Source organism: Gramella sp. AN32 (genome assembly GCF_023718305.1).
Taxonomy (GTDB): Bacteria; Bacteroidota; Bacteroidia; order Flavobacteriales; family Flavobacteriaceae; genus Christiangramia; species Christiangramia antarctica.
In genome coordinates this window covers 196,017-221,591 of record NZ_QEYO01000005.1, presented here as the reverse complement: position 1 = coordinate 221,591, position 25,575 = coordinate 196,017, and the positions used below count along the sequence as shown (strand labels likewise).

Sequence of the window (25,575 nt, the reverse complement as noted above, 5' to 3'; positions counted from 1 at the left end):
TAATTTTTACCTCTTAAAATCCAAAATTCAATCCTAAAATAATCGTACGACTTTGAGGATACGATCCCTCATCTACTCCTGCACGTAAACCACTGTATGAATTCACATCAGGATCAAAGCCTGTATATTTTGTCCAGGTAATAAGGTTTATCCCCGTTACATAAGCGTCTAATTTTGAAAGACCAATACGACCTATTATCGCTTCAGGAAAACTGTAGCTCAGGTTAACATTTTTCAGTTTTATATAAGAACCGTCTTCTACCCAGCGGCTCTGAATACGACTATCGCTTTCTAAAGGGTCATCACGCAGTGGTCGTGGAAAATCGGTCACATCACCTTGCTCCCTCCATCTGTTAAGTGCATCTGTAGAAAGATTGTTGTAACGTACCACTGAGTTTCGCTGGTGATTGATTTCACTATAGATATCATTTCCATAAGAAAACTGAAAGAATACACCAAGACTGAAATTTTTATATGACAGGTTGTTTGTAATACCTCCAAAGAAATCTGGAGTAGCATCACCTATTATTTGTCTATCGTCTGCATCTATGATGTTATCGCCGTTAACGTCTTCCCAGATAGGATCCCCACCTTTAAAAACAGTACCTTGAGAACCATTTGTAATTTGATTTACATTGTCTTCATCTCGGGAATATACTCCATTGAATTTGTAACCGTAAAAAGTTCCTATAGGTAGACCTTCTCTAAGAATATGGTATTTTCCATTTTGTATATAACCGTTCGTTAAAAGCTCATCTGGTAAATCTTTTACCCGATTACTGTTAGAACTAATATTGAAGTTGGTATCCCATTTAAAATCTCCTACTAAGTTGCGTGTGGTTAAGGTAAACTCAATACCTTTATTCTCTATGCTTCCTATGTTTTGCGTTATAAATGAAAACCCAGTAGTTCTAGGAATCGGCACATTGTAGAGTAAATCTTCAGTAAGTTTTACGTAATAATCTGTAGTCAAATTCACTCTGTTATTCCATAGGGAAAGATCCAAACCTATATCATATTGCGTAGTCGTTTCCCAGGTTAATCCTGCATTTGGCATTACTGTAGGAGCAGCTCCTGAATAATCTAAATAATTTACACCAACAGCAAATTCCCCTTGTGAAGTATAGTTTCCTATCGCCTCATTACCGGTTTGACCTGCACTAAAACGCAACTTAGCATCATTAATTACCGTGTTATCCTGAAGGAACCCTTCATCAGAAAAACGCCATCCTACTGATGCTGAAGGGAAATAACCAAAACGATTATCTGCCCCAAAACGAGAAGAACCATCTGCTCTAAGATTTACTTCAGCAAGATATTTTCCTTTATAGTCATAAGACATACGGCCAAAATAAGACAACATCGAGTGCTCTGTACTTATGTTTACTTCCTGACCAGAAATTGTTCCTGCCCCGTTGAGCGTTCTTATATTATCACTTGGGAAAAGCATACCATCAAGACCGGTTTGCTCGTATTTCCAGTTTTGAAAACTGAAACCCAATAATCCCGACAAGTTATGAACTTCGTTAAGTTGCTTATCAAACGTTAAATAGGTTTCATTACCCCAGGTTAAATTGGTTAATGAGCGCACAGCACCTGTATTATAGCCCGGTCTATAATCTAAACTAGACGGGATAAATTCATCTTCTTTCATAGCTACAAAATCTAGATTTACATTACTTCTCAATTTGAGTGCATCTGTAAATTGATATTCAGCATATTCATTACCTATAATTCGGTTTGTCTTATTAAGGTGTGTAGCCAGTTCTGCAAGACCTACCGGATTTCTCTTACCAAACTGATATCCGTTCAATGAACCATCTGGCAAGTACATTGCATACGTGGGTGGACGAATCAATAGCTCTCTTACAACACTTAAATTACCTGATCCTCCGGCATTAATTCTATTATTTATCGCATTGGTATAGGATATACTCTGACCAAATTTCAATTTATCTGTAGCGTTAAAATCAACATTCAATCGGGAAGTAACCCGCTTATAATTGTTGTTTAAAATCACACCATCCTGATTAAGGAAAGACGAACTCCATGAATACTTTACATTCTCCGAACCACCTCGAACTGAAAGATCTATTTTATATTGAGGCGCAACGCGCAGCAATTCTTCCTGCCAATCTACGTCGCCGTTATTTTTGGGGCTTAATGAATCTAAAACCGCAAATATGGGCTCAACCGGATTATCCATATTTCGGTAAGAATCCAGAATTACCGCTCTGTATTGACTTGCGTTTAAAACACTTAGCTTTCGGGTAATCTCACTAACTCCGGTAAATACATTCAGGTTAATCTGAGCTTTACCTTCTTTACCACGTTTTGTAGTAATCATTACTACCCCATTAGCAGCCCGGGAACCGTAAATAGCGGTAGAAGCAGCATCCTTTAATACCTCAATAGATTCTATATCACCGGGGTTAATATCTGCCAACGGGTTCAGACCAAAATTTTCTGAACCATTAAGCGATGACAAACTATTAGACTCTATAGGAACACCATCTACAACATATAAAGGATCGTTGCCCGAATTTAAAGAAGAGTTCCCCCTAACCCGAATCGTCATAGCACCTCCAGGTGCACCAGAGTTTGAAGTAACCTGTACACCCGCAGCTCTACCTTGTAAGATAGAAACGGCATCCTGTTGATTTGTTTTCTCAATTTCTTCACTTCCTACCGAAGAGATAGAACCGGTCAGATTCCGTTTCTTCTTTTTACCATATCCAACAATCACTAACTCATCAAGTTCATTAGTAACAGGGCTAAGCGCTACATCTATGGATATTTGCGAACCTACAGACACATCCTTAGATTCAAAACCTAAAAAAGAAAAGCTTAATACAGCGCCAGGGGCGATTTGCTGTATGCTGTAATTTCCATCAAGATCAGTTGAAACTCCTTTTGAAGTGCCTTTTAAAATGACATTAACACCAAGAAGGGGCTCTCCTGTGTTCATATTTGTTACTGTACCGGAAATTGTTGCTTCCTGAGCATAGGAAAGGATTGAAACAAAAAGGAAAAGCATTGTGGTTGCAACCGACCGTGAAACTGAGTTGAAGCTTTTTTTAAATCCTACCGGATGTCTGTTGATTTTTTTGTTCATAATTAAATATTCATTGATCGATTAGACTATTTTAAAGCAATTGATTGATCCAAATGTAAAATTTAGTTATTTATTATGCAAACGTTTGCATAATTATTTTAGCATATTTTATGAATTTAAATTCACTTATTTAGAGTTTTCACCAGTAATATTGTATAAAATTTAACTTACAGAAATTAAAAGGACTCTATATATTAAAACGATTTAACAAATAATTTGTATATTTACGCAAACGTTTGTTGGGTATAATATGAAAAATTCTAGAACTACTCTGAAGGATTTAGCCAAAGAACTAAATCTATCGGCATCTACAATTTCAAGAGCATTGGGCAACCATCCAGGCATCAGTGAATCTACCACCAAACTAGTTCAGAAAAAGGCTGAGGAGTTAGGCTTTATACCAAATTCTATTGCCTCAAGTTTTAGAAAAAAAAAGACACAATCTATTGGAATCATAGTTCCCAGAATAGATATCTACTTCCATTCGCTAGTTATTAGCGGCATTGAAGATTATGCCTATAAAATGGGTTATAATGTTACTATTTTCCAGTCCAAAGACTCTATGAAAAGAGAGCAGGAAATCACAAAAATCCTTCAGAATAAAATGGTTGAGGGAGTGATTGTTTGTTTATCTATTGAAACTGATAAATACGATCACTTTAAAAAATTTAAAAAACTGGGAATTCCTTTGGTATTTTATGATAGGGTTCCATCAGAAATAGATGTAAATAGTATCGTAATCAATGATTACGAATCTGCCTTCACTGCAACCAAGCATCTCATAGAAAAAGGATGCAAACGTATTGCTCACATTGCAGGAAATCAATCTACTGCGATATTTAAAGCACGTTATGAGGGGTATAAAGCAGCTTTAAAGAAACACAAACTTACACTTGATGCTAATTTAGTTGGCCTCACGCATAACTTGAGCTATGAAGAAGGAGTTATTCAGGCAAATAAATTTTTGAAACTCCCGGTCTTGCCAGACGGTATTTTTTGTGCAAATGATTACACCGCAGTAAGTGTATTGCAGGTATTTATGAAAGCCGGAGTGAAAATCCCGGAAGAAACCGCTATCGTCGGCTTTAGTAATTATCCTATTTCACGGGTTATAGAACCACATATCACTACCATTAATGACAGAGCTTTTGAAATGGGTACCGAAGCCGCTAAACTTTCCATACGATTAATTGAAGATGAGGAAGAATCTATAAAGTCTGAAACAATCTCTTTAAATACAGAACTTATCGTTAGAGAATCCTCCATGAAGACTACAGTTTAGCAGCAACTAAATTAGTATTCTCTATCAATGATTTTTAGTTGAATATCCTAAAATCACCCCGAAAACCCTTCAATCTGAATATCAAAACGTAAAACAAGGTTAAGCGAGACCAATCCGGTGACCAGTAATTTAGGTTATTGACTATTAGAGTCTGGAAATCCTATAAAATTTATTTTTGGGTTGTTTCTTAAGTACATTTATAACCCTTTCTTCCTATAGTCATTTTTTCTATCAAAGCGCTCCAACAATATGGGCAATACGATTAAATGGCTGAACAATGCACCTATAATACCTATGGCCGTTAGCAGCCCGAATAAGTAAACCGTTTTTAAAGAAGCTAAAAGCATCAATAAATATCCCGCCAGCAGGATAAGGCTGGTAATTACGATTGCAGCCCCTACGCGACCAAAGGTTAAAACGCGGGAACGCAATGTGCTTTGTCCCATGTTCCGGTGCTTTTTATAGTGGTACATAAAATGTAAGGTGTCATCAATACAAAAACTAAGTACGATAGCACTGATGCTGGCAGTTGCAATATCAAGGTCTATATTGAACCATCCCATTATGCCCAGGATAAGAACTACCGGAAAAAGGTTTGGAACAATTGCCAGCAATGCCAGTTTGAAGCTTTTTAGAAAAATCCATACGAGCAAAAACACCAGTAGAAATGCCAAAAGCAAACTATTTACCTGGGATTGCGCGGCATATTGTACAATTTGCGAATACATAGGCAAATAACCAGCCGCCGTTATTTCGGCTACTTTACCAAACGCGGCATTCCCGGTTTTGAGCAATAAATCTTTTTTATTGGTAAGTTCCACGGCAGAACTCATTTCCCCAAAAACGGTAATTTTTCCCGTACCTGAGTTCCGGTCTATATAATATCCGCTCAATTGGGGATAACCGGTTTTAAGGAATTTATCAACCTGGGACAGGCCGGACTTTCGTTGTAGCATTTGCGCTGCATTATTTTTATACCTGTTTTGGAGGCCCGCATCATAAAGTTGCGGAAAACCGAAAGAAGAACCTATACCCGGGATATTTAAAATAGAATCTGAAAACCGAAGCCCTGCCTGTACCACTTCCGGGGAGTGGATGTTGAAGCCATTTTTTGGGGAGATCATAAGTTCAAAAGGCATATATGGTCCCCAGGTTTTTTCTATTTCCACGTGATCCAGCACCACCTGGTGGTCCTGCGGAAAGTAACCTAAGGTATAGGTATCGTTTTTCAGTTTTAAAATTCCGGAAGTAGCGACAAAAATCAGTAAACCGGTTAAAATGGTATAAACCGATTTTTTCTTTAAAACATGATCATGAAGGGAATGAAACCAGGCTACAGGAAAAACAAATTTTTCTTTCCGTTTTATGAGGGGAAGGAAAATAAGCCCAAAGAAAAAACTCAAAATAAAGCAGAGGAATATTCCCAAAGCGGTATAAATGCCAAAGTTTTTCAGAATTGCCATCGGGCTGCTCAGCAGGGAAAGAAATCCTGACATTGTGGTAAGGCTGGTATATAAACAAGGTCGAAAAACCCTTTTTAGGACTCCAATTTCAGAATTATTATCATTGCGTTTGGTAGATCGATGTTCATTCAAAATATGGACGATGTCCAATATTCCCAACAGTATAAGCACGGTGGGGATCAAAGTGGTCATCAAATTAAGCTGATGGCCCATAATTCCATAAATTCCAATACAGATATAAGTAGCAAAAGCGATTGTAAGCAAGGTATAGACAAGCACGTAAAAACTTCTAAAGAGAACCAGTACCAGCAGGAACATGAGCAGGTAGCCCAAGCCAAGGAAAAAGGTAAAGTCCTCCTGCGAAAGGCTGTTCAAACCTGAAAAAATCACCCCTACCCCACCTAAAAAAGTGTTGCCTCCTGGAAATTCTGCCTCCACCCTACTCCTTACTTCCCGGATAAGCCTGTCCCGGTGGGCGTCAAAATCTGCCAGGGGCTTAAAAACGACCACAAAGCGTGCAGCTTTTTTATCTTCTGTAAAAAATTGGTCCCGGATATAGCTATGCTCTTCCAAATCCTGTAAAACCTGCCCGACTTCTGAATTTTCCTTAATAAGGTCCCTCCCTCCAAAACCCAGCAAAGTATTGGTGGGGACCTGAATATTGCCCGGCCCCAACACACCTTCAACTTCCGGAATAGCTTCCAGGGAATCGGTAAGGTTTATAAAAGACTGGAAATATTCTGAAGTTAAAATTCCTTCAGGATCTTTTATCAGCAACACCACACTTTCATCGTTCCCAAACCGATCCACATAGTTGTTATAATCTATCAGGGCGGGGTCATCTTCCAGAAACCAGATGTTTAGGCTGTTATCCAACTGAATGGCCTTTTTCACCCCCGGCCATAAAAAATAGCAACAAACCAGCAGCAACAATAAGATAATGTACTTTAAGCGGGAGAGGCCATTTCTTATAAATTTCATATGGAAGTATTTGTCTTAAAATTAGTTAAATTTACCTCGACACCAAGCTTATTCCATGATCCTGAAAAACATTTTTGCCTACTTTAAGGAGCGTTTCCCTGTCATAAATATGGCACTCTTCGCCATCCTATTTTTTACCGTACGCTCCGCAGCAAGCTTTTTCACTTCCACAGGTCAGGAGGAAGAGCTTTGGTGGCTGATTTTAGGGGTGGTGGCCGTTATTTCCTTTTTTTTCCGGCTTCGGGTTTTTGATGAAATAAAAGATTATGACATCGATTCAAAAAATCATCCGCAGCGGATTTTACAAACTGGCCGGGTAAAGAAAAAGCAGCTTATCGCTATTGCTATGGCAGGGACACTTATAGAGATAGCCTGGTCGCTGATTTCAGGGTTTCCTGTGGTAATTTGCTGGATTGCAGCAGTGGGTTACAGCCTGCTAATGCGCTATGAATTTTTTGTGGGGAAATTTCTTAATAAATACCTTTTGCTATATGCCGTCACCCACATGCTGGTGATGCCTTTGATCATTCTTTGGGTATATTCCGCTTTTCACCCACAACTTGAGGTATTATTTCCTTTTTACATTCTGGCAGCACTGAGCCTGTTTTCAGGGTTTTCTTTTGAAATTGCCAGAAAACTTCATTCGCCCAAAGCTGAAAAACCCGGCGTGGATTCTTATTCAAAATCCGTTGGATATATGGGTGCCATTGCCCTGTTGTTATTGATATTGCTAAGTGGGGTGCTGGTACAGGTATATCTGCTTTACCAGATAAACAGCCGATCCTGGGCCTATTTCCTTATCGGCGCTATTTTCATTGTTGCGCTCCTCTTTTATTTGAAGAATATTTATAAACCTTCTGAAAAAAATTTACGCCAAGCCGAAAAAATTGTTTCCCTGTTTATGCTGGCAAGTTATGTAAGTATCATTATTGAAGTGCATTCCCAATGATCTGTTACGGAAAAACATACCGGAATGGAATTGGCGGCAAGGCTGAAGGTCTCTACAAACTGCGAAAATTAGGAATGCAGGTGCCAGATTTCCTGGTTATCCACTATAAAAATTTTAAAGGGATTATTTCTGAAAGTAAACCTGATGGAAGTGAATCAGAACTAATTTCTCAAAAATTACTAAACTATAAATTACCTGCGGAAGACTGGAAAAAGTTGGATAAAATCCTGCGGAAGTGGGATTTCCCTAATACGCCGGTAGTGGTACGCTCTTCTGTTTTGGATGAAGACGCAGCAAAAAATGCTTTTCCTGGAATAATGCAATCCTTTTTAAACATCTTCACAAAACAGGAACTGGAACGGGCGGTGGGCAAATGTGCAGCTAGCGCCTGGTCGCCGACAGCAAGGGCGTACCGTAAGCAGCATAACCTGGACCCCATCGCACGACCTGCCGTGATTATACAGCAACAGGTAAATCCCGATGCCAGCGGCGTTGCATTCACCACCTTTCCCGAGTTTCCCCAGGAAATGGCCATCCATGCCGTATTGGGATTTGCAGAAGGCTTGATGAACGGCGCGGCTGAAGGCGATGAGTTTTATTTTGAAAAAGCTTCGGGGAAATTGCACCGACAAATAATAGCAACAAAAACCACGGCACTGCGTAAAGCAGAAGATCAGGGTTTAAAACCGGTGGCAACCATATTGGAAAAACAAAACCACCCTTGTATCGAAAAAGCTGTTTTGGAAAGGCTGTTTAAAACCGCTCAGGCTGCCGAAAAAACTTGTGGAGTTCCGCTGGATATAGAATTTGCCATTAAAAACCAAGAGCTGTATTTTCTTCAGGCTCGGTCCATCACACAAAAGATTCCGGAAGTGGTGGTATATGACAATTCCAATATCCAGGAAAGTTATTGCGGGGTGACCACTCCGCTCACCTTCAGCTTTGCTTCCCGGGCTTATAAAACGGTTTACCAGCAAACCATGCAGGTTTTGGGAATTTCTAAAAATGTTATTTCCCGGCATGACCACATCCTCTCCAATTTACTGGCACTGGTAAAAGGAAGGATTTACTACAACATCAATAACTGGTACCGTGGCCTACAGCTACTGCCTTCCTTTAAACAAAACAAAGCCGATATGGAACTCATGATGGGTCTGCAGGAACCAGTGGACTTTATCGAAGATCTTAAAAAAAACCTGGCGGAAAAAATAAAGTTGCTGCCCAAACTGGCTCTTAACTACTACCGGCTGTGGCGAAAAATAAGCAAGTTGCATAAGTTGGTGCCGGATTTTCAGCAGCATTTTCAGAAGTATTATGCTGAATTTTATAAAATTACACCGCAATCATTGCCATCCGAAAATTTCCTTCAGAAGAAAAAAGGACTGGATGAAAACCTGATAAATTCCTGGGCCATTCCCATTATCAATGATTTTAATGTGATGATGCTAAATGGAAATGTACTACGAAAACTTAAAAAAGCAGGCATCCAAAATCCCGAAGAATTTTTGGGGCGCTATCTTTCCGGGGATCAGGAAATTGAAAGCACCCAACCAACCATTGCAATGATGGAAGTGGCCGAAATCGCCACAAAATGCAAGGAACTAAAAAATTTAATTCTCAGTCTTCCTCACAACCTGCATCAAAAAATCGAAAAGGAACATCCCGTCTTTTTCAGGGAGGTAAGCTATTTCATCCAGCGTTATGGAGACCGAACCGTGGGGGAACTAAAATTGGAAACCCAAACCATGCGGGTGGAACCCCTGATATTTTATAAATACCTGCGCAATTTTTTAAGCGGCGAAAAGATCAGAAAAATAAATCTTGAAAGGGTTTCAGAAAAAGCTAAAGCCAAGCTGGAAAATCTCCTGAAAACAAAGTCGTTTTTCTTCAGAAGAAAACTTCAGAAAAATTTGAAAAAATTACAGATGGCCATACGATACCGGGAAAGCCTTCGCCTGGAACGGACCCGCCTTTTTGGAATGTACCGCGCTATCTATCGCGCTTATGGCCATTACCAGCTCGAAAACGGAAAGCTGGATAATGTCGCGGATGTTTTCTACCTCACCGAAAAGGAACTGGTACAGGCAGGGATAATTGACCGCTTTAAAAGTATCGTTGCCGAAAGAAAAGCTGAATTTGAAAATTATCGTAAAATAGAAGTACAGTCCCGCGTCATTGTGCCTTTCCCGCCCTTGAAAGAAGAAAAGGTGGTTTCTGCTCCCAACTTATTCAAAGGCCAGGGCTGTTATCCCGGACAGGTAAGCGGGGAAATTGCGGTAATTAAAGACCCTGGGGACAGTCTGGATGTGAACAACAAGATTATTTGTGCGCAGCGCACAGATCCGGGTTGGGCGGCCTTGTTCCCTACCTGTAAAGGCGTATTGATCGAAAAAGGTTCTGCCTTATCCCATTCGGTTATCCTACTTCGAGAACTGGGAATCCCCACCATTGTAAATGTTCCCGGTCTATGCAACCGGCTGGCATCTGGCGAAAAGATAAAAATGGACGGTGGTACGGGGGAGATCTTTAGAATAGAGGAAAAATATCAAACACCAAAAACTACTGAAAATAGCGTATAAAGGAATTATATACATCCGTTTGAACCCCAAACACCTACTTTTGTCTCCCTGAACGCAGTCGAAGGGCTAACAAAAACACCTCGACTTTAGCCTGTACTTAGCTTGTCGAAAACTGTACTTGGTATGGGGTGGGAACATGATCTGTAACAGAAATGGGCTTCGACAGGGTCTCAGCAGGACTTATGTTGAAGTCGCCCGGAGCTTAAAGTCATACTGGGCGATGGCAAAATACCCGATGTAACACTAAAAACTAAACACGTTTTCCGTAATTAGCATATTAGACGAAAATAACAGTTAAGAATGCCAAAAATAGAACGTATTTTCTATAAAAACGAGATTTCCTTACCCGATAGTTTTTTTTCGATCCCTGCGGAAATTTACTGCGGACTGGAATTTTGTCCCGAAGAAACCAAACGGGAAGTTCTGCATCTTTTTCAGCTGAAAAACAAAGATCACGACATTATAATCTATACTAATCATCATAACATCCGCCTGGTAGGTATCTTTCCGAAAAATGGAAATATCGCTTACTTTGGATATTGGGAAACAAAGGACAACCTTTCTTTAAATTCAAGGGCTTTTGAACTGCTGGAAGCCGATTCGAAAAAATTCGGAAAATCGAGTATTAACGGCCCCATGCATTTTAACACCTTTCACCGTTACCGGCTTCGGTTGGGGGAAATGCCTTCGTGGAAAATGTTCGACCGTGAACCGGTTAACCCGAAATATTATCCAGGCTTGCTGGAAAATCTTGGTTACACTATTTCCCTTAGCTATGAAAGCCGCCGCATCCCTGCCCGGGAGATTAGGAAGATCTACCGCGATAAACAAAGGTTTGTAAAGGAGATTCAGGATTTGCCTTTTAAGATTATCCCCCTGAACCCGGAGAACTGGCAAAATCATCAGGAAGAAATCTTTGAACTTGTACAGGCTATTTTTAATCAGAATCCCGGATATAAAGATATAAGTTTAGCAGAATTTAAGTTGTTGTACAACCAGCAGTTTGCGGAGAAACTTTGCCCTTATACCGCCAGTTTGTTTGAGGATACCATTTCAAAAAAACTGGTGGCGCTTACTTTTTGCCATCCTAATTACAAAAGCCTGGAAGGGGAAATAAATGGCGCCCCATCTTTTAAAAAGGACTACCCAAAACTTAAAAATCCCACGATGCTAGCCAAATCTTCGGGGGTTCACCCCGATTACCGGAAGATGAATTTAATGAATTTTTCCGGTGCCTATGCCATGCTCTCCTTCCGGGAACTTTATGAGGACACTATTTTTTGCCTGATGAAAACTGATAATTATTCCCGGCATTTCACCGATGGCATCGAATGCGAAAAGGCATATTATGCCCTGTATGAAAAACAAATAAAAATTTCCTAAAAAAATTTTATTTTCTCCTCACCCGGAATTGTGGAAAGCAGTTCCGACCTAGCACTCACTGAATGCTCGGAGTAGTCGGCTACAGAGAAAAGAGAAAGAAGTAAAGCAATAAGATCAGAGAATTTTTAGATATAGAAGACATACACATTACCGAAACCCGCTTCTATAGCAAGTAAGACACCAAGGTAAAAATCTTAGGTTCCAGATCCCATTTGTTATCAATATTGAAAAATCCTCAATTAATTAAAATTATGGATCAATTTGATAATTCAGTATCTTTGAATAAATGCTGAAAAATGGATTTACAGTCAAGAAAAATAGAATTCGTGCAAGAATTCTTAAAGGTACAGAGCGAGGAAGTAGTTACGAAACTTGAAGAATTGTTGCGAAAAGAAAACACATCTTCAACAGATAATGAGTTTGAGCAAATGAGTATTGATGAATTCAATAATAGAATTGACAAATCAATGGAGGATTCTAAAAATGGACGTATAATTAAAGCAAGTGATTTAAAGATAAAAATTGATAAATGGGATTAGAAATCTATTGGACGCGATTTGCCGAGGACGAGCTCTATAGAATTTTTAAATATTATCTTAAGAAAGTGGGATATCAGACTGCAAAAAAACTTGCTGTCGGAATTTATGAAGAACCCTTTAAATTGACCCATCAACCCAAAATTGGACAAATTGAGGAATATTTAAAAAATCGAAAAGTTGAGTTCCGTTACCTTCTCTACAAAAGGAATTACAAAATCATTTATTGGATAAATCAAAAAGAAAACCGGATTGAAATCAATGATGTTTTCGATGTTCGACAATATCCACCGAAATTAAAAAGAACCCAGTAAACCGGATGATACCAACACATCCAAAATTGCGATTATTGAAGTAAAACAATCTTTTTAGAAAACCAAAAAACAAAACCTAAGCCCACATATCAGTAATCTTAACTACCTAAATTTCCAGTTATTAGGGATAGTTGTTTTAAAGTATCAAAATAGCTATGGATCACCCGCGGTAAAAAGGGATACGGACTAATACTATGGGCCATCATATACATCCCAAACCTGTGCAGCCCAAAATCCAGCGCGGCATAGTAGAAAACTTTTTTGAATAGTTGCTCATTTCCGTAATTGCCAGTAAGCCTATTCAATTCCTGGCGGTAAAATTCAATATATCCTGTTCGAAGATGGTAGTGTTGTGGAGGTAATACGAAAGACAAAAATTCCACCACATCATAGTGGGGAACGTGAAAAGTTGCCAATTCCCAATCGTATAGGCATAACTTTGGGGGATTTTCAAGGCTTTTAAAACACATATTCCGCGGATTAAAATCGTTATGGATTAGGGTTTTTGGCTGCTTTTCAAGTAAATCCCAGTACTCAGAGATGTTTTCAATAGCCCACCTTAACCTTTGGGTATTTTCAGGGGTATAAATTTTCGGAAGGTTTTCTACCGCATTATCGAGAAGGCCTCGCCATAAGGGTTGTAGCTTCAGCATATATTCTTTTGAAGGCACGTCCTCATTCCAGTATTGTTTGTTTAAAGATTTAGGAGCCTCCATATTGGAAGCGTGCCAACTGGCGATTGCTGAAAGGGATTCTTTTATATATTCTTCTGTCCATTTTTCCGGCTGCATTACCGAATTCAGTAATTCCACCTCCTCCAGAGCCTCCATCAGCACCAAAAAAATATTGTTTTGACGGTCTTCCATTAGTCCAAAAATCTCCGGTTGTAAGGGCATGCCAAGTTTTTTATACACCTCCAATTCCCTTATATGGGTATTCTGAAATCCGGTGAGTTTGGCAAATGGCTTATAAACTGAAGTTAGAGGTTCCCCATTCATTTGGGCAAGCCCCAGGAGCATGGTTGAGGTCACATCCCCATGTGGCTTCACCTTCATCACCATTCTACGTGAGCAGTTTTTTTTATTTTTTGTAAAATTTACTTCCAGCCCAAAATGGCCAATTTCCAGCCCGGTGCTACCTGCATTTAAAGTCGAAAGGATACTGGCAGAATTGTCCACGTGGAATTGCCCAACACTTTGCACTTTAATTTCATTTTCGGGTTGATGGTCCTGCATTAGTTTTTCAATAAATCCAGGCCTAAAATAATTTGATGTTTTCATGTTATTCATTTTTCAAACCTTACCCGCCATCCAAAACATTTGACCCTGCGAAGTTGGATTATTGACTTTTATAAATTTATTTTTATTCTAATGACGTCATTCTGTCCCGACCGTTCGGGAGTTTCAGAATCTCATTTCTATGTAAATGCAATATTGAGACCCTGAAATAGGTTATCATTGACATATTTTTAAGATATATAAGACACTCCCTTTGGTCGATAAAGCTTCATTTAATTTTTATCATTGTTCTTAAGACAATAAATCTGCAAGGAATCACCATATATCAATTTCCTACGTTATATCTTTTTTTATCCAAGGTATCAGGGAGACAAAAGAACTTTCAGTACAGAAAACGGAAATGCATATTTATTTTTCAATATCGACGGATTTCTTTAGTGCGGCCGATTCCATCACTTTTACATTTTTAAAATAAAAACAGGCTTCCTTTTCAGATAGCTTTTCAGAAAGGTTTCCCAAAAGGGAATCCTGGCAATGCTTGTTCCCCTGTGATTGCAAAAGGTTCCAAAAGATGATCCTGATTGGTTTTTCGCGTTGGTTTAAAAGTTTATGGCAAACTTCGGCAAATTGCGCTTCTGCAACATATTCAAAAATATTGGAAAGCCCTGCCTTGTTTATGGCTTCCCCTTCCCGGGACAACAGGTATTCTATGGCCTCTCCCGTAACAATATTTAATTTGGGAAGTTGTTTTTTTAAAATTTCAAAGTTCTTCTTTTGGTAGCAGGGCGGTAAAATTTCTTCCGGTAAATTTTGTGGGCCAAACATAAAAAATCGGAAGTAAAAGTTATTTTTTAAAAGATTCTTCCCGATAAAATCCTTCAGCCGGGAGTAAAAAATTTTACCCCCAGATTCTTTGACGTGTTTAAATAACCTGGGGTCACGGCCTTTGCTTAAATTCTGCTGATCGAAATAATCAATAAAGAGTTCTTTAAATGGTGAATTATCCAGTTTTTCAGCAAAAAACACCTGCTGTTCCCCAATGGTTTCAAACGAAATAAGCTTCTTCAAGTTCTTCTGAAATGTTTCAGGCAATCCGGGCACAAAACCGTGAATATAGGTTTCGAGCTTGCCGGAAGATATGATTCCCTCTGGATTTTTCAAGAAAAACCCTTCTACATGCGCCCTAAGTTCAGGTTCTAGAGCAGGAGCTACCTCCATCCAGGCTTTTTGAACGGCATTTCTTCCGTAGAAACCAATAAGCGCGGCGTATATCTCATAATTGTAATTTTCAATAAGATATTGTTTAAACAACAAAAGCCGGTTTTGTTCCGGGTTAAGGTCTATTGCCGTAACCGCAGCAGGTTTTTTAAGCAAGGTATTCAACACATTGCAGCCCGCGGAAGTGATCACCAGCAGCCGGTCGTTTTCTTTTATCTCCAGCCCGTTATATAAAGTATGTGCATCTTCCCAGACCAGGGAGTACCGTATTAGGTCAAGATCTACGTTTTCAAATTCGGTGTGCATAGGTTATGGTATAGTATTTTTGAATGGTGGCGTTTGTCGAGGGGCATTTCTTTAATTGACTTAATTGAACCAATGATGGATACCGGAAACATTTTAAGCTTTTCCCGAATAGTCGCAGGTTTCACCTCCCCTTCATAGAAAATATCAAAAGTTTCTGTATTGGCAATGGCCGCAACTTGTTTTATTTGTGGTAAGCTATTTAATACATTTTCAATTTGATAGTGTCCGTAACCCTGCACCTGGGTTTCATTTCCCTGCCTTCCAGTCAAATATAAGTCAGAATTTCTATCTAAATAACCATAATCCCCGGTATTCAACCATTCCTGATCTTTTTCCAACACTACATGCTTGCCTTTTACATATATAAGTCCTGAGGGAAACTTATACTTTCCCGCTTTTATTTTTTGCGAAGAATCTATCCAAAGCTCAATATCGGGATGTACAGCGCCCACGAAATAACCAAGAGCAGGATTTTTGTGCTCCCTAACGGTTCTTACTGCAATAGGTTCTGCCTGGGTAGAGCCATAGATAATATAAATAACGGCGTTTACAAAATAGCTTTTTAAAAGCTGGGGTAGGTATTCCGGCACAGGGGAACCGCCTATACCTATTTCTTTCACTCCCGGTAAAATCTGGCCTGTATGTTGAAGCTGCTTCAGAAGTTTTTTAAAATAAAAAACATTCCCCGTTAAACTGTCAACATCCTCGTCCACGATTTGTTTTAGCACTTTTTGCGGCTCCAAAAGTCTGATGTCGAAATTGGGGATTTCCGGAATCACTGTAGCGATCCCCAATGATAAATTGTGCAACAGGATATTTGGAAAAATTGGAAAATCTTGTTGCCCTGGCATGGGTGGAAAACTTTTTTTCAGTGCCAGATGCTGTGAATTTAAAATTTTGTGGCTTCTATATACCGCCCTGGGTTTCCCGGTAGAACCAGAACTGAAAGAAATTAAAGCCGCCTGATCTTCAGATACCAAGGTCGGTTTAAAATCAGTAATATTTTTGAAATTAGAGCTTTGGAAAATTGCCTTGATACCAAAAAGTGCTAAAAATAGTTTGATAAAAATTGGAGGATTCTTAAAATAAACTACTTTAATTTTTTTCTGAAGGAGCTGTTTGAATAATTCCATTTTGGTAGTAGCGGCCGGTGGCAAAACGGGGATAGCGCCATAGGCCATGATCCCTAAAACAGCAAAAACAAGCTCGGGGGAAAATGGAACGCCGATAAATACTTTTTCGTCAATTCTGATTTTTTTATCTTCCAGGGCTTTACAAACAAACGCAACTTTTTCCAATATTGCCTTACCTGAAAATTGTGAGTAAGTGTCCGATTTGGCCGGCCATTTGAGAAATACCTTATCAGGATTTTCACTGAGGTGATGATAAATGCCTGAATAAAAGTTTGAAGCCATAAACAGTAGTCTGGGTAACAAAGTTAAGGTAGAATTTTTTGACTTCTAAAGGTTAAAGTCCTCAAAAATGTTGATCCCTTTTCCATATAATAAAATCGCATAAAGAAAAATTTAGTGCATCCTGATTTTCTTTTCTCTAACTTCGTTAATTGGTTTGAATTGGATAGAAAATTTACGCGGGTAGTCATATGCGTCTTTAAATAGGCAAAAGGCACAACAATGATCACACATTAAATATTTCAACAATACTTCTGCGAAAAGGATCACAATCCTTTGAAAAAATATTATACTCTTTAAATCCTACATTTAAAATTTTAAGTAGCTTTGTAGAACAACAAGCACGGGGTGCCCTAAAATAAAGGCTGAGAAAACACCCGAAACCTGATTTGGATAATGCCAACGTAGGGATGCAAACTAAAACAGGGATTTTATTCCCGGTTTTATCTCCACTGGATTTTCCAAATACATTTATTTTAAAACAACGTATAATGGAAATTGAAAAGTCTGGTCATGGTCTAATTCCCAAACAACAGCAGAACTGGCAAAACAGGGCTGAATGGTTTTTTAACCGCGAACATACCGATACTTATGAACAGTGGTATGAAGGTCGTTATAAACGGGCTGAGGTATGGCAAAAGAGAATAATGGAAAATCTGGTTGCTACAGATCCCCGGGTAAAAAGCTTGTTGGAATTTGGATGTGGTACGACCCGGTTTACCCGATGGTGGCAGGAAATAGGAATTGAAGCAACAGGTGGGGATATTTCCCCTTTTATGCTTTCCCAGGCCCTGCATCTTTTCAACGGGGACCTGGTGATGGCAGATTCACACCATATGCCTTTTAAAGACCATTCGTTTGATTCACTGGCTTTTGTTACCACTTTTGAATACTACAAGGATCCGGTAAAAGTCATCCAGGAAGCAGCAAGAGTTGGTAAGTATGGAATAATAATGGGAATGATGAACCGAAATTCCCCGAAAGTCGCCCGAAGAAGGATACAGCAGGTTTTTGGCAAGAACCCTTTTTATGTTACCGCTACCTTTTATACTCCCGAAAAACTCATCGGCATAATTAATAAGGCACTCCGGGGAAGAAATTATACTATTGAATGGAAATGTACAGGTCTCCCCCACTGGTTTCCGGTACAGCAATGGAATTTGCCTGTCGGGGATTTTTTTGGCCTATATGTTAAATTTAATGATGTAGCCTAATGAGTGATACCCTGGGCAAAATAAACCTGGATTTTTTCAAGGACGTGATCAGTGAAAAAACCGGTCACCAAAGAAGTGAAGTTAAAACCGGACCTGAATTTGGAGTAGATGTATCCGTAATCGACCTTTCCTCCGAAATGGCTATGGTATTAACCAGCGATCCGCTTTCGCTCATTCCTACCTTAGGTTTAAAGGAATCAGCCTGGCTATCTGTTCAGCTCATGGCCAATGATATGGCCACAACCGGGTTTGCCCCCATGTACGGGCAGTTTGTGCTTAACCTTCCCGAAAAATTCTCAAAAAAAGATTTCCAGGTATACTGGGACCATATCCATCGATTCTGCCAGGACACGGGTATTTCCATAACCGGGGGCCATACTGGTTTTATAGAGGGGCAAAATTCTACTATTGCCGGAGGAGGCACCTTTATAAGTGTGGTCCCAAAGGATAAAGTAAAATTATCAAAATACGCCCGGGAAGGTGATGTGATCCTGGTGACAAAATCCTGTGCCATCTCATCAGCGGCAATTTTAGCCATGAGCTTTCCAAAAACTGTACAAAATAAAGCGGGAATGGAAAACTACCACCGTGCCTGTGAAAGCTTTTATGACACCAGTTCTTTAAAAGATGCTTTGGTAGCCGTGGGAAGTGCCAAATCCCATGAAAAAATAACCGCCATGCACGATGTAACCGAAGGCGGTGTATTGGGAGCCATCTATGAACTGGCGATCGCTTCAAACAATGGGGCCCTTATCTATGATGAAAAGCTTCCGGTGGGAGAACTGCAAAAGGAAGTATGTTCCCTGTTTTCCCTGGATCCACGATATTGTATTGGTGCCGGGGCTATGGTAATTACCTGTAATGCGGGAAGTGAGCAAGAGATCATTGCCGGTTTGGAAAAGGAAAATATCCCCTGTTCCACGGTGGGCCGGATTACGAACAAAAATGAAGGAATTAACCTGGTCCAAAATGATAAACATACCAGCCTCAACTATGTAGAAAACGATCCTTACTGGGAAGCCTATTTTAAAGCACTGAATGCAGGATGGAAATGATGAAAAACAAGAAGAAAGGAATCTATTTGATTATTGATCCCTCTATGGATGAAACAGTACTTCTGGACAAAATAGCAAAGGTACTCGGGGAGGAAATAGTCGCCCTGCAGATTTGGGATAATTTTCAGGAGACCCAAAATCGCCATGCATTCATAGAAAAAATTTGTGCGCTAGGACATGCGAAGAATGTTCCGGTACTCATAAATAATCATTGGCACCTTCTAAAAAACACTTCGCTGGATGGGGTTCATTTTGATGCTATTCCGGAAAACTGGAAAGAAATAAAAAGTGAAATTTCTAAAGAATATATCATCGGTTTAACCTGCAATAACGACCTTTCAGATGTAGAATGGGCGGCAAAAAATCAACTGGATTATATCTCTTTTTGTTCTTTATTCCCCTCAATCACCAGTAATAGTTGTGAACTGGTAAGTTTCGATACTATTCGGGAAACCACAAAAAAATACTCATTACCCGTATTCCTGGCGGGAGGTATAACCCCACAAAACCTCGCACTGCTTAGGGATCTGGATTTTGATGGAATTGCCGTAGTTTCTGGGGTAATGAATGCAAAAATACCTGAAAAAGCAATTCAGGAATATAGAAGAAAATTAAACCTGTAAAATATGCGAAAAAAAACAGTACAGAAGCTTTGTTGCCCGTTTGATAAGCATGATATCGAATTAACCGTCATTACTACAGATGCGGATGAAAACATTCTTGAAGGAATTTTAACCTGTTCAAACTGTCAAAGGATTTACCCTATTGTAAGTGGTATCCCCATTATGAACCCGGATGAATATCGTGAATTTGAAATGGAAAAACCTTTACTGGAGAGATGGCAGAAACATCTTAAAGGTAAATCGGTTGAGAATTTCCGGTTGATACAAAAAGAAGTAACCTCTGAAAATAAAATACCAAAACCCTAAAAATGATCCTGCCTAACCCTGGATAGTCTGGTCCGCTTCGAATGTTTTTGAAAAATTCCATTGAAGGATAGCTGCTTGGTAGTAGATGGTAAACGGTTTTGTTGTTATTTACCCGACTTCCTTTTTAAACAGGATCCATAGACGAAAAAAAATGAAGAAGGAGTTGAGCTTTTTTAAAATAAGCAAGGTCTATAACAATTTCCAGTATAACAGCCATACCAGAAAGACTATCCCTGCCAGATATAATATAATATTCCCTAAATATGTAATCTTAATTCTTGCTTCATTCCGCTTCAATAGGACCCGTTCTATATTTTCCAATTCTAAGTATTTTGCCGGCCCAATTTTTTGGGCGACCCGCCCCTTTACAGTAAGAAAAACATTACAATTTTCGTCTATATACACCAGATTATATTTTAAAAGTTTACACAAATTGGCATAAGAAGATTGGGCAATGATCTTCTCCATACCCGTACCTTCTTTAAATAATTTTAAACTACACATAACCTGTAGGGTTAAAGGACTATAAATATATGTAAAAAATACATTTTATCAAGGTTATATTGTATTTTATCGATGTTTAGGACTGATTAACTGTAAATTTTAATTGATTGGCTCCTCTATCCTTGCCGCGGCTTTACTTGTTTAATTGCATATTTTCTAAGCTTTTTAAATGGAGTTAATAACTACCGGTTATCTCTGACTCCCTGACGATAAATTAAAAATTTCTTGAAACCGACTATCCCCAAAGCAAGCCGTAAGGGTACCAGCCTGCCGGCTGGCAGGTTTCGCCGGTTTCATTTTGGCCTTTGGGCCAAAAACGGAGATTTTTAATTATCCCTGACCCATTTATTAAGCATATAATTCTTGTTCGGGGATACTTTTTATTTCTTCTAAATTCTTACCTTTTTTTCTCATAGCCAGATCGCTTAATATCCACGTCAATGGATTTTATGTTTGACCCCGGCCTTAGATATAGCTAAGCGTTCTGCAAAATCGCTTTAGTTTGTAGGGAATACTAATTACGTTGGTTTGTTTTCAATCATTCCGCAGCCAGTCAAGGGCTTCCAGGGCAAAATTATCACGGGTCTGCAGGTAGGCGCATTTTTGTAAAACCCTGGCCCCTACTTTGCGCTTTTCAAAACCGGCGGTTAATCCAAAATCAATTCTTGTACTGCCCACCTCTCTGGCTCTTAATATGGTTTGATATAAAAGCTGCCGGTAAACATTATATTCCCTGGAGAATTCGTAATCCATTCCTACAACAGCCGGGGTATAAATATTATTGGAGTTTTTATAGCAAAACATCACCCCCACCAAACGCATATCCATATCTTTTAGATATACCAGGATGAATTCCCATGGTATAGACACATTCATGTGCTGAAATAAAGCATAGGGATAATTAAAGGTGTTGAGTCCTAAATTATTCTTCTTTACCGCTAAATAAAGTTCATAGCATTTTTCCAGCTCACTATTAGTTAATTCCGGTTTAATCCGGATTGCTAACTTATTTGTAAAAGCTTCAATATCTTTCCCGGCTTTGACTTTTACGGAACTCTTATTGCCGAGCCAGGGATGGAATATACTATTACTATTAAACCAAAAAGTAAGGAAAACGGATTCCAAATAGAAAGCAACAATACAAAGGCTCAGCAGCTGTACAATCAAAATGCGAATCGCAGTATGTTAACCGGTCACTTTGAAATTATAGCCAGGGATTATGCTAAAGATTCCATCCCCAGTGAAATCCGCCAAAAATTGAAGGAAGATATAGAAGAGGAACTTGCGCAATACAAGGCCCTGCTGGACTCCAATAAAATCTCAGAAGATTTCTATAACCTTGTTAGCATTGATAGATCCTATTTCTATGCCGGTGCGCAATCCAGTATCGCATTTTTAAATTATCTCCTGGAAGAGCGTGAACAAAATATTTTGAACGAAGAGCAATACACCGGCCTATGGGCAGATGCTTTCCAAACAGCACCGGTATCAGAAAAACTCATGCGCTCACCATGGTTTTTTTATTACGTACAGTCTTATTTACGTTTTAAAGAATCGACAGATAGCGATTACGACCTGCAAGCATTATCGGAAATCGGGAAACGGGGAAAAATTCATACCCATAATATCGAGATGGCAAAAAAATACCTTTCTGGCAAAATACTGGAATATTATTATGCTGCTTATATATTATACGAGGCCATCAATAAAAATTATGAAAAAGAACTGCTAGCACTTTTTGAAGAATTCAAAAATGAGTATCCCTCCAGCCCATATACCCATTTTGTGGAATCTGAGATCATCCCTATTTATAGTTTCCATGAGAAACAAAAGGAGGAAATGAGTGAAACCGTTCGCGTTATGGATGGCTTTGAAACTATTAACTCACTACAAGAAGCAGTAGGTAAGTTAAACGCCAAAAAGGTTTATGTGGATATCTGGGCTACCTGGTGCGGGCCATGTAAAAAGGAATTCAAGTATTATCCTGAATTGCATAAGCTCCTGAAAAAAGAAGATATAACGATGCTTTACATTTCTATAGATGAGGATGAGCGAGCTGAAAAATGGCGTGAAATGATGAAATACTATCAACTTGATGGGTATCATATAAGAGCGAATGACAGCTTGATGAAAAATTTACGCCGCCTGCGAGGACAGGACAGTTTTGGCATCCCCTGGCATATGCTCACCGATGGAAGCGGAAATATTCTAAAGAAATATGTATTGGGGCCCTCTGAAATTGAGATGCTGAAGAAGCAATTACAGGAGTAAAACCTACTGTACTAAGGAAAATTAGGTTAGATTTCAAAACAAATGAGATTGCTCTATCACCTGCCCTACACCGTGCTTTTGACCGCGGCCTTATAAGCATCACCGAAGAATATAGGGTTAAAGTTTCAGGCTTAGTCAATTATAAAGACTCCGAGTTTACCTTATCGCAGTTTGAGAACCAATCTATCCTCCTACCGGAAAAAAATGCCTGGTTTCCGGCTGTGGAAGCTTTGAATTGGCATGAAAAGGAAGTTTTTTTACTATAGATACAAATTTGCACAATAGAATTAACGGCATATAATCAGCAACTATGAGCACGTTATAAATATCCCGTCTTGTTGTAATTACGCAAAATAACGTTTAAAAAAGATCAAAAAAGGGATTTTTCCCCTTTTACCACCCAATTAATTATCCTAGATTTAAAAATCGTAACTAACTAAATTTCTTGAACTTATGAAAGCTCAAGTTTTTTATTACATTATTATCTTGATGTTTTTTAGTTGTATCCTTTAAGGTAATCAAGAAGAGAAAAATAAATCTCAAGAAATGGCCTCCTGTGAAATTTCAAGGCCATTTTGGAAATATCAATATACTGGAAGGGTTTCCTACAATCCTCTTCCAAAATCTATTTTAGTTTGATACAACTAATCTAAAACGGTTTTTAGACAGACTGGTTTTGGCAGTAATTTTAACACAGCAACAGATACTTAAAATTATGAAGGAAATAAAGTACTCTAAGAAACTCAAATATAAAATGATAGTTAAAAGCATTTTTACCCTTATCGTTTTTATGATATCATTTTTTGGTGCCCAAGGACAGACACTATCATCTGGTGGTTGGCGTACATCTGTCGATAATCCATTTACTAGAATAACCGTAAGCAATAATCTTGAAACAAATATTTATAAAATTGAATGCACAACCTTAGTTGATGCTCCAATTTTACAATTTAAAATAACAGTTGACGGAACTGTGGTTCAAGCTATATTCCAAGAAGGAAGTTATGTTGTAGTTGAAGGTAAAATGATAACTATTCAACAATTAACACCAGGCATAATGGTTAAAGGTACTTGGGCAATTATACAACAACCTGAAACATCTGCGATAACTATCCCATGGAATTACTATACTAGTTTATCTAATGATTTATTAGTTGCGACATTAAAAGTGGAACAAGAATTTTTGTTAAGTATTAATTATTCTACTCTCAATTGCTCTAATACTAGCTTTACCGTATTTATTGATGGGCTACCAGTAAAAGATGAAAACAATAACATTTTGAAATTTTTAGAAGGAAGCACAATCTATGGAAAAGGTAAACTCATTACAATACGTGCAACAGGAACATGTAATAACAATACCCCTATTGGTGGAGATTTAAAATTATCAAAAGGGACAAAAAATAACTTAATTACAAACAATCAAAACTAAATACCTAAAAAATGAAAGCGTACATTCAATTAATCGACATTACAACTGATGGTAGAGTAGTTGTATCTGGACAACTTTCAAGAACCAACTTGATCGTTAAATTACATGAACATATCTATACGAAAGAACCTGAAGATGGAATTTGGGGGTATACGCTTGAAGTAATTCCAACATCCGTCTTTGGTGCTGATATGATGGTGCCATTTACAGTTGAAGCACTGTGGACAGGAAATGAAAGTACGAACGGTATAAGAATTACTCAACCGACTTTACCACCTGATGAATCTGAGTATGAAACAGTTCAGATGAAAGTAAAAAAAGTCGAAAATTTCATTAAGGAGCAAGCTAATTTCCTAATTTTAAAGGGTGCTAGTTTTGACAAAACAACTAATCAGCTAATTATTTATATTAGTTATGGTGGTGGATGTTTTCCACACTTATTTTCCTTAGAATGGGATGGACTTTTACTTGAAAGCTTCCCTCCTCAATATAACTTTAACTTGGTTGATTTGAGCGAGTATGATCCATGCAAAGCAATTTTGCCTGCGCAACTAAGATTTGATATTGATACACCAGATACTCAACTTGATAAACCTTCTAAAATCAATTTAGGAACGGTTAGAAATAATAGACAAATACAAATTGATTTAGAGTAACTAAATTATAGTACAGAAATTTCTAAAAATTAAAACTTATTAAAATGAGAAACATTACAGCAAACGCAATTTTAAATTTAAAGGAACAACCAGAAACTCTCTATGTCCATGGTTCAATAATGACATATAGAGCTGATGACATCATTGAGATAAATGTAGCTTCACCTCAGGGGATTAATCCATCAATTTTGGTATTAGACTTAAAAGTCCAACCGGGAAATGGGCCAATGAAAGGAACTCCAAAACCATTCAATCTTCAATTATCTGAAGATTCAGCGAAGAACTTTAGTCAGGTTACAATTAGATATTCTGAAGATGCTTCGGTAACTGTTAATGTTGAAATATTTGGATAAAACCACCGCCAAGAATGGATGGCTCCGCCATTAATTGACGGAGTGCACTCCTCACCCCACTCCCGAGGCTCGGGGATACGGGTCTCATATACTGCGGTTCAATAATGAAACTCATCGCTTGTAGTATTGGATCAAACTAACATAAGCTTTTATCTTTGGCTGTTTTATGGTGGCTGTTTCGGAGAGAGCTTATTTAATCCTACATGTAAAATAATAATTAAAAGTCCTATGAGAAGATTTTTCAGGCCTGGTCAATGATAGAGATTCTAAGTTTACCTTATCGCAGTTTGAGAACCAATCTATCCTCCTACCGGAAAAAAATGCCTGGTTTCCGGCGGTTGAAGCTTTAAACTGGTATGATCTAGGCTAAAGGAAAAACGATAGC

At 38.5% G+C, this 25,575-nt stretch carries 21 protein-coding genes and 1 riboswitch; of the genes, 14 read left to right on the top strand and 7 right to left on the bottom strand.

The features are described from left to right. Nucleotides 1-13: 13 nt before the first annotated feature. Nucleotides 14-3,115, bottom strand: a complete 3,102-nt coding sequence (locus tag DHD80_RS08265; RefSeq protein ID WP_251740689.1) for a TonB-dependent receptor — start codon at nt 3,113-3,115, stop codon at nt 14-16. Nucleotides 3,116-3,365: 250 nt separating this feature from the next. Here DHD80_RS08265 and DHD80_RS08260 point away from each other — a divergent pair, with 250 nt between their 5' ends. Then, on the top strand, nt 3,366-4,397 hold the full coding sequence (locus DHD80_RS08260) for a LacI family DNA-binding transcriptional regulator (RefSeq protein ID WP_251740688.1): 1,032 nt from the start codon (nt 3,366-3,368) through the stop codon (nt 4,395-4,397). Between the two features lie 197 nt (nt 4,398-4,594). On the opposite strand, the gene DHD80_RS08255 is transcribed toward DHD80_RS08260, so the two are convergent. Continuing rightward, nucleotides 4,595-6,841 carry an efflux RND transporter permease subunit gene (locus DHD80_RS08255; protein ID WP_251740687.1) on the bottom strand — a complete coding sequence of 749 codons (2,247 nt, stop codon included), beginning with the start codon at nt 6,839-6,841 and terminating at the stop codon, nt 4,595-4,597. Nucleotides 6,842-6,896: 55 nt separating this feature from the next. On the opposite strand from DHD80_RS08255, the gene DHD80_RS08250 reads away from it, so the two are divergent. The 5 genes from DHD80_RS08250 (at nt 6,897) to DHD80_RS08230 (ending at nt 12,602) form a co-directional block, all read left to right on the top strand. Next, nucleotides 6,897-7,790 carry a UbiA family prenyltransferase gene (locus DHD80_RS08250; RefSeq protein WP_251740686.1) on the top strand — a complete coding sequence of 298 codons (894 nt, stop codon included), beginning with the start codon at nt 6,897-6,899 and terminating at the stop codon, nt 7,788-7,790. Continuing rightward, nucleotides 7,787-10,369, top strand: a complete 2,583-nt coding sequence (locus DHD80_RS08245; protein ID WP_251740685.1) for a PEP/pyruvate-binding domain-containing protein — start codon at nt 7,787-7,789, stop codon at nt 10,367-10,369. Before DHD80_RS08250 ends, DHD80_RS08245 begins: the two co-directional genes overlap by 4 nt. A gap of 300 nt (nt 10,370-10,669) precedes the next feature. After that, a complete protein-coding gene (locus DHD80_RS08240; RefSeq protein ID WP_251740684.1) occupies nt 10,670-11,752 on the top strand; it encodes a hypothetical protein in 1,083 nt (360 codons plus the stop codon). Between the two features lie 296 nt (nt 11,753-12,048). Beyond that, complete coding sequence (locus DHD80_RS08235; protein ID WP_251740683.1) at nt 12,049-12,291, top strand: hypothetical protein; 243 nt, start codon at nt 12,049-12,051, stop codon at nt 12,289-12,291. After that, nucleotides 12,282-12,602: a type II toxin-antitoxin system RelE/ParE family toxin gene (locus tag DHD80_RS08230; protein WP_251740682.1), complete on the top strand. Its 321-nt coding sequence runs from the start codon at nt 12,282-12,284 to the stop codon at nt 12,600-12,602. The genes DHD80_RS08235 and DHD80_RS08230 overlap by 10 nt, the downstream gene beginning before the upstream one ends. 98 nt (nt 12,603-12,700) lie before the next feature. Here DHD80_RS08230 and DHD80_RS08225 read toward each other — a convergent pair whose 3' ends face one another. From DHD80_RS08225 to DHD80_RS08215, 3 genes are all read right to left on the bottom strand, one after another. Further along, on the bottom strand, nt 12,701-13,882 hold the full coding sequence (locus tag DHD80_RS08225) for an aminoglycoside phosphotransferase family protein (RefSeq protein ID WP_251740681.1): 1,182 nt from the start codon (nt 13,880-13,882) through the stop codon (nt 12,701-12,703). A gap of 366 nt (nt 13,883-14,248) precedes the next feature. Then, nucleotides 14,249-15,364 carry a DUF3419 family protein gene (locus DHD80_RS08220; RefSeq protein WP_251740680.1) on the bottom strand — a complete coding sequence of 372 codons (1,116 nt, stop codon included), beginning with the start codon at nt 15,362-15,364 and terminating at the stop codon, nt 14,249-14,251. Further along, nucleotides 15,340-16,779 carry an AMP-binding protein gene (locus tag DHD80_RS08215; protein WP_251740679.1) on the bottom strand — a complete coding sequence of 480 codons (1,440 nt, stop codon included), beginning with the start codon at nt 16,777-16,779 and terminating at the stop codon, nt 15,340-15,342. The genes DHD80_RS08220 and DHD80_RS08215 overlap by 25 nt, the downstream gene beginning before the upstream one ends. 331 nt (nt 16,780-17,110) lie before the next feature. After that, nucleotides 17,111-17,204: riboswitch (TPP riboswitch) on the top strand. A 63-nt stretch (nt 17,205-17,267) separates the two neighbouring features. Here DHD80_RS08215 and DHD80_RS08210 point away from each other — a divergent pair. Genes DHD80_RS08210 through DHD80_RS08195 form a run of 4 tightly spaced genes read left to right on the top strand, consistent with a single transcriptional unit; the run spans nt 17,268 to nt 19,974 of the window. Beyond that, nucleotides 17,268-17,990 carry a class I SAM-dependent methyltransferase gene (locus tag DHD80_RS08210; protein WP_347709963.1) on the top strand — a complete coding sequence of 241 codons (723 nt, stop codon included), beginning with the start codon at nt 17,268-17,270 and terminating at the stop codon, nt 17,988-17,990. After that, entirely contained in the window at nt 17,990-19,045 is a 1,056-nt protein-coding gene (locus DHD80_RS08205; RefSeq protein ID WP_251740677.1) for an AIR synthase family protein, read from the top strand. Before DHD80_RS08210 ends, DHD80_RS08205 begins: the two co-directional genes overlap by 1 nt. Then, entirely contained in the window at nt 19,042-19,668 is a 627-nt protein-coding gene (locus tag DHD80_RS08200) for a thiamine phosphate synthase (protein ID WP_251740676.1), read from the top strand. Before DHD80_RS08205 ends, DHD80_RS08200 begins: the two co-directional genes overlap by 4 nt. Before the next feature lie 3 nt (nt 19,669-19,671). After that, nucleotides 19,672-19,974, top strand: a complete 303-nt coding sequence (locus DHD80_RS08195; protein WP_251740675.1) for a Trm112 family protein — start codon at nt 19,672-19,674, stop codon at nt 19,972-19,974. Nucleotides 19,975-20,163: 189 nt separating this feature from the next. On the opposite strand, the gene DHD80_RS08190 is transcribed toward DHD80_RS08195, so the two are convergent. Both DHD80_RS08190 and DHD80_RS08185 read right to left on the bottom strand, forming a co-directional pair. Next, nucleotides 20,164-20,478 (bottom strand): hypothetical protein, encoded by a 315-nt coding sequence (locus DHD80_RS08190; RefSeq protein WP_251740674.1) that lies wholly within the window; start codon nt 20,476-20,478, stop codon nt 20,164-20,166. 534 nt (nt 20,479-21,012) lie between these two features. After that, complete coding sequence (locus DHD80_RS08185) at nt 21,013-21,603, bottom strand: GNAT family N-acetyltransferase (RefSeq protein ID WP_251740706.1); 591 nt, start codon at nt 21,601-21,603, stop codon at nt 21,013-21,015. Between DHD80_RS08185 and DHD80_RS19890 the strand changes: the two genes are divergently transcribed. The 4 genes from DHD80_RS19890 to DHD80_RS08165 all read left to right on the top strand — a co-directional run bounded on the left by DHD80_RS19890 (nt 21,553) and on the right by DHD80_RS08165 (nt 25,190). After that, the gene (locus DHD80_RS19890) at nt 21,553-22,749 is read left to right on the top strand and encodes a redoxin family protein (protein ID WP_279347015.1); all 1,197 of its coding nucleotides are present in this window, start codon (nt 21,553-21,555) and stop codon (nt 22,747-22,749) included. The two genes, DHD80_RS08185 and DHD80_RS19890, sit on opposite strands and share 51 nt — an antisense overlap. 715 nt (nt 22,750-23,464) lie before the next feature. Continuing rightward, nucleotides 23,465-24,181 (top strand): hypothetical protein, encoded by a 717-nt coding sequence (locus DHD80_RS08175; RefSeq protein ID WP_251740673.1) that lies wholly within the window; start codon nt 23,465-23,467, stop codon nt 24,179-24,181. 11 nt (nt 24,182-24,192) lie between these two features. After that, nucleotides 24,193-24,837: a hypothetical protein gene (locus DHD80_RS08170; protein WP_251740672.1), complete on the top strand. Its 645-nt coding sequence runs from the start codon at nt 24,193-24,195 to the stop codon at nt 24,835-24,837. Nucleotides 24,838-24,881: 44 nt separating this feature from the next. Continuing rightward, on the top strand, nt 24,882-25,190 hold the full coding sequence (locus tag DHD80_RS08165) for a hypothetical protein (RefSeq protein ID WP_251740671.1): 309 nt from the start codon (nt 24,882-24,884) through the stop codon (nt 25,188-25,190). Nucleotides 25,191-25,575: the final 385 nt, after the last annotated feature.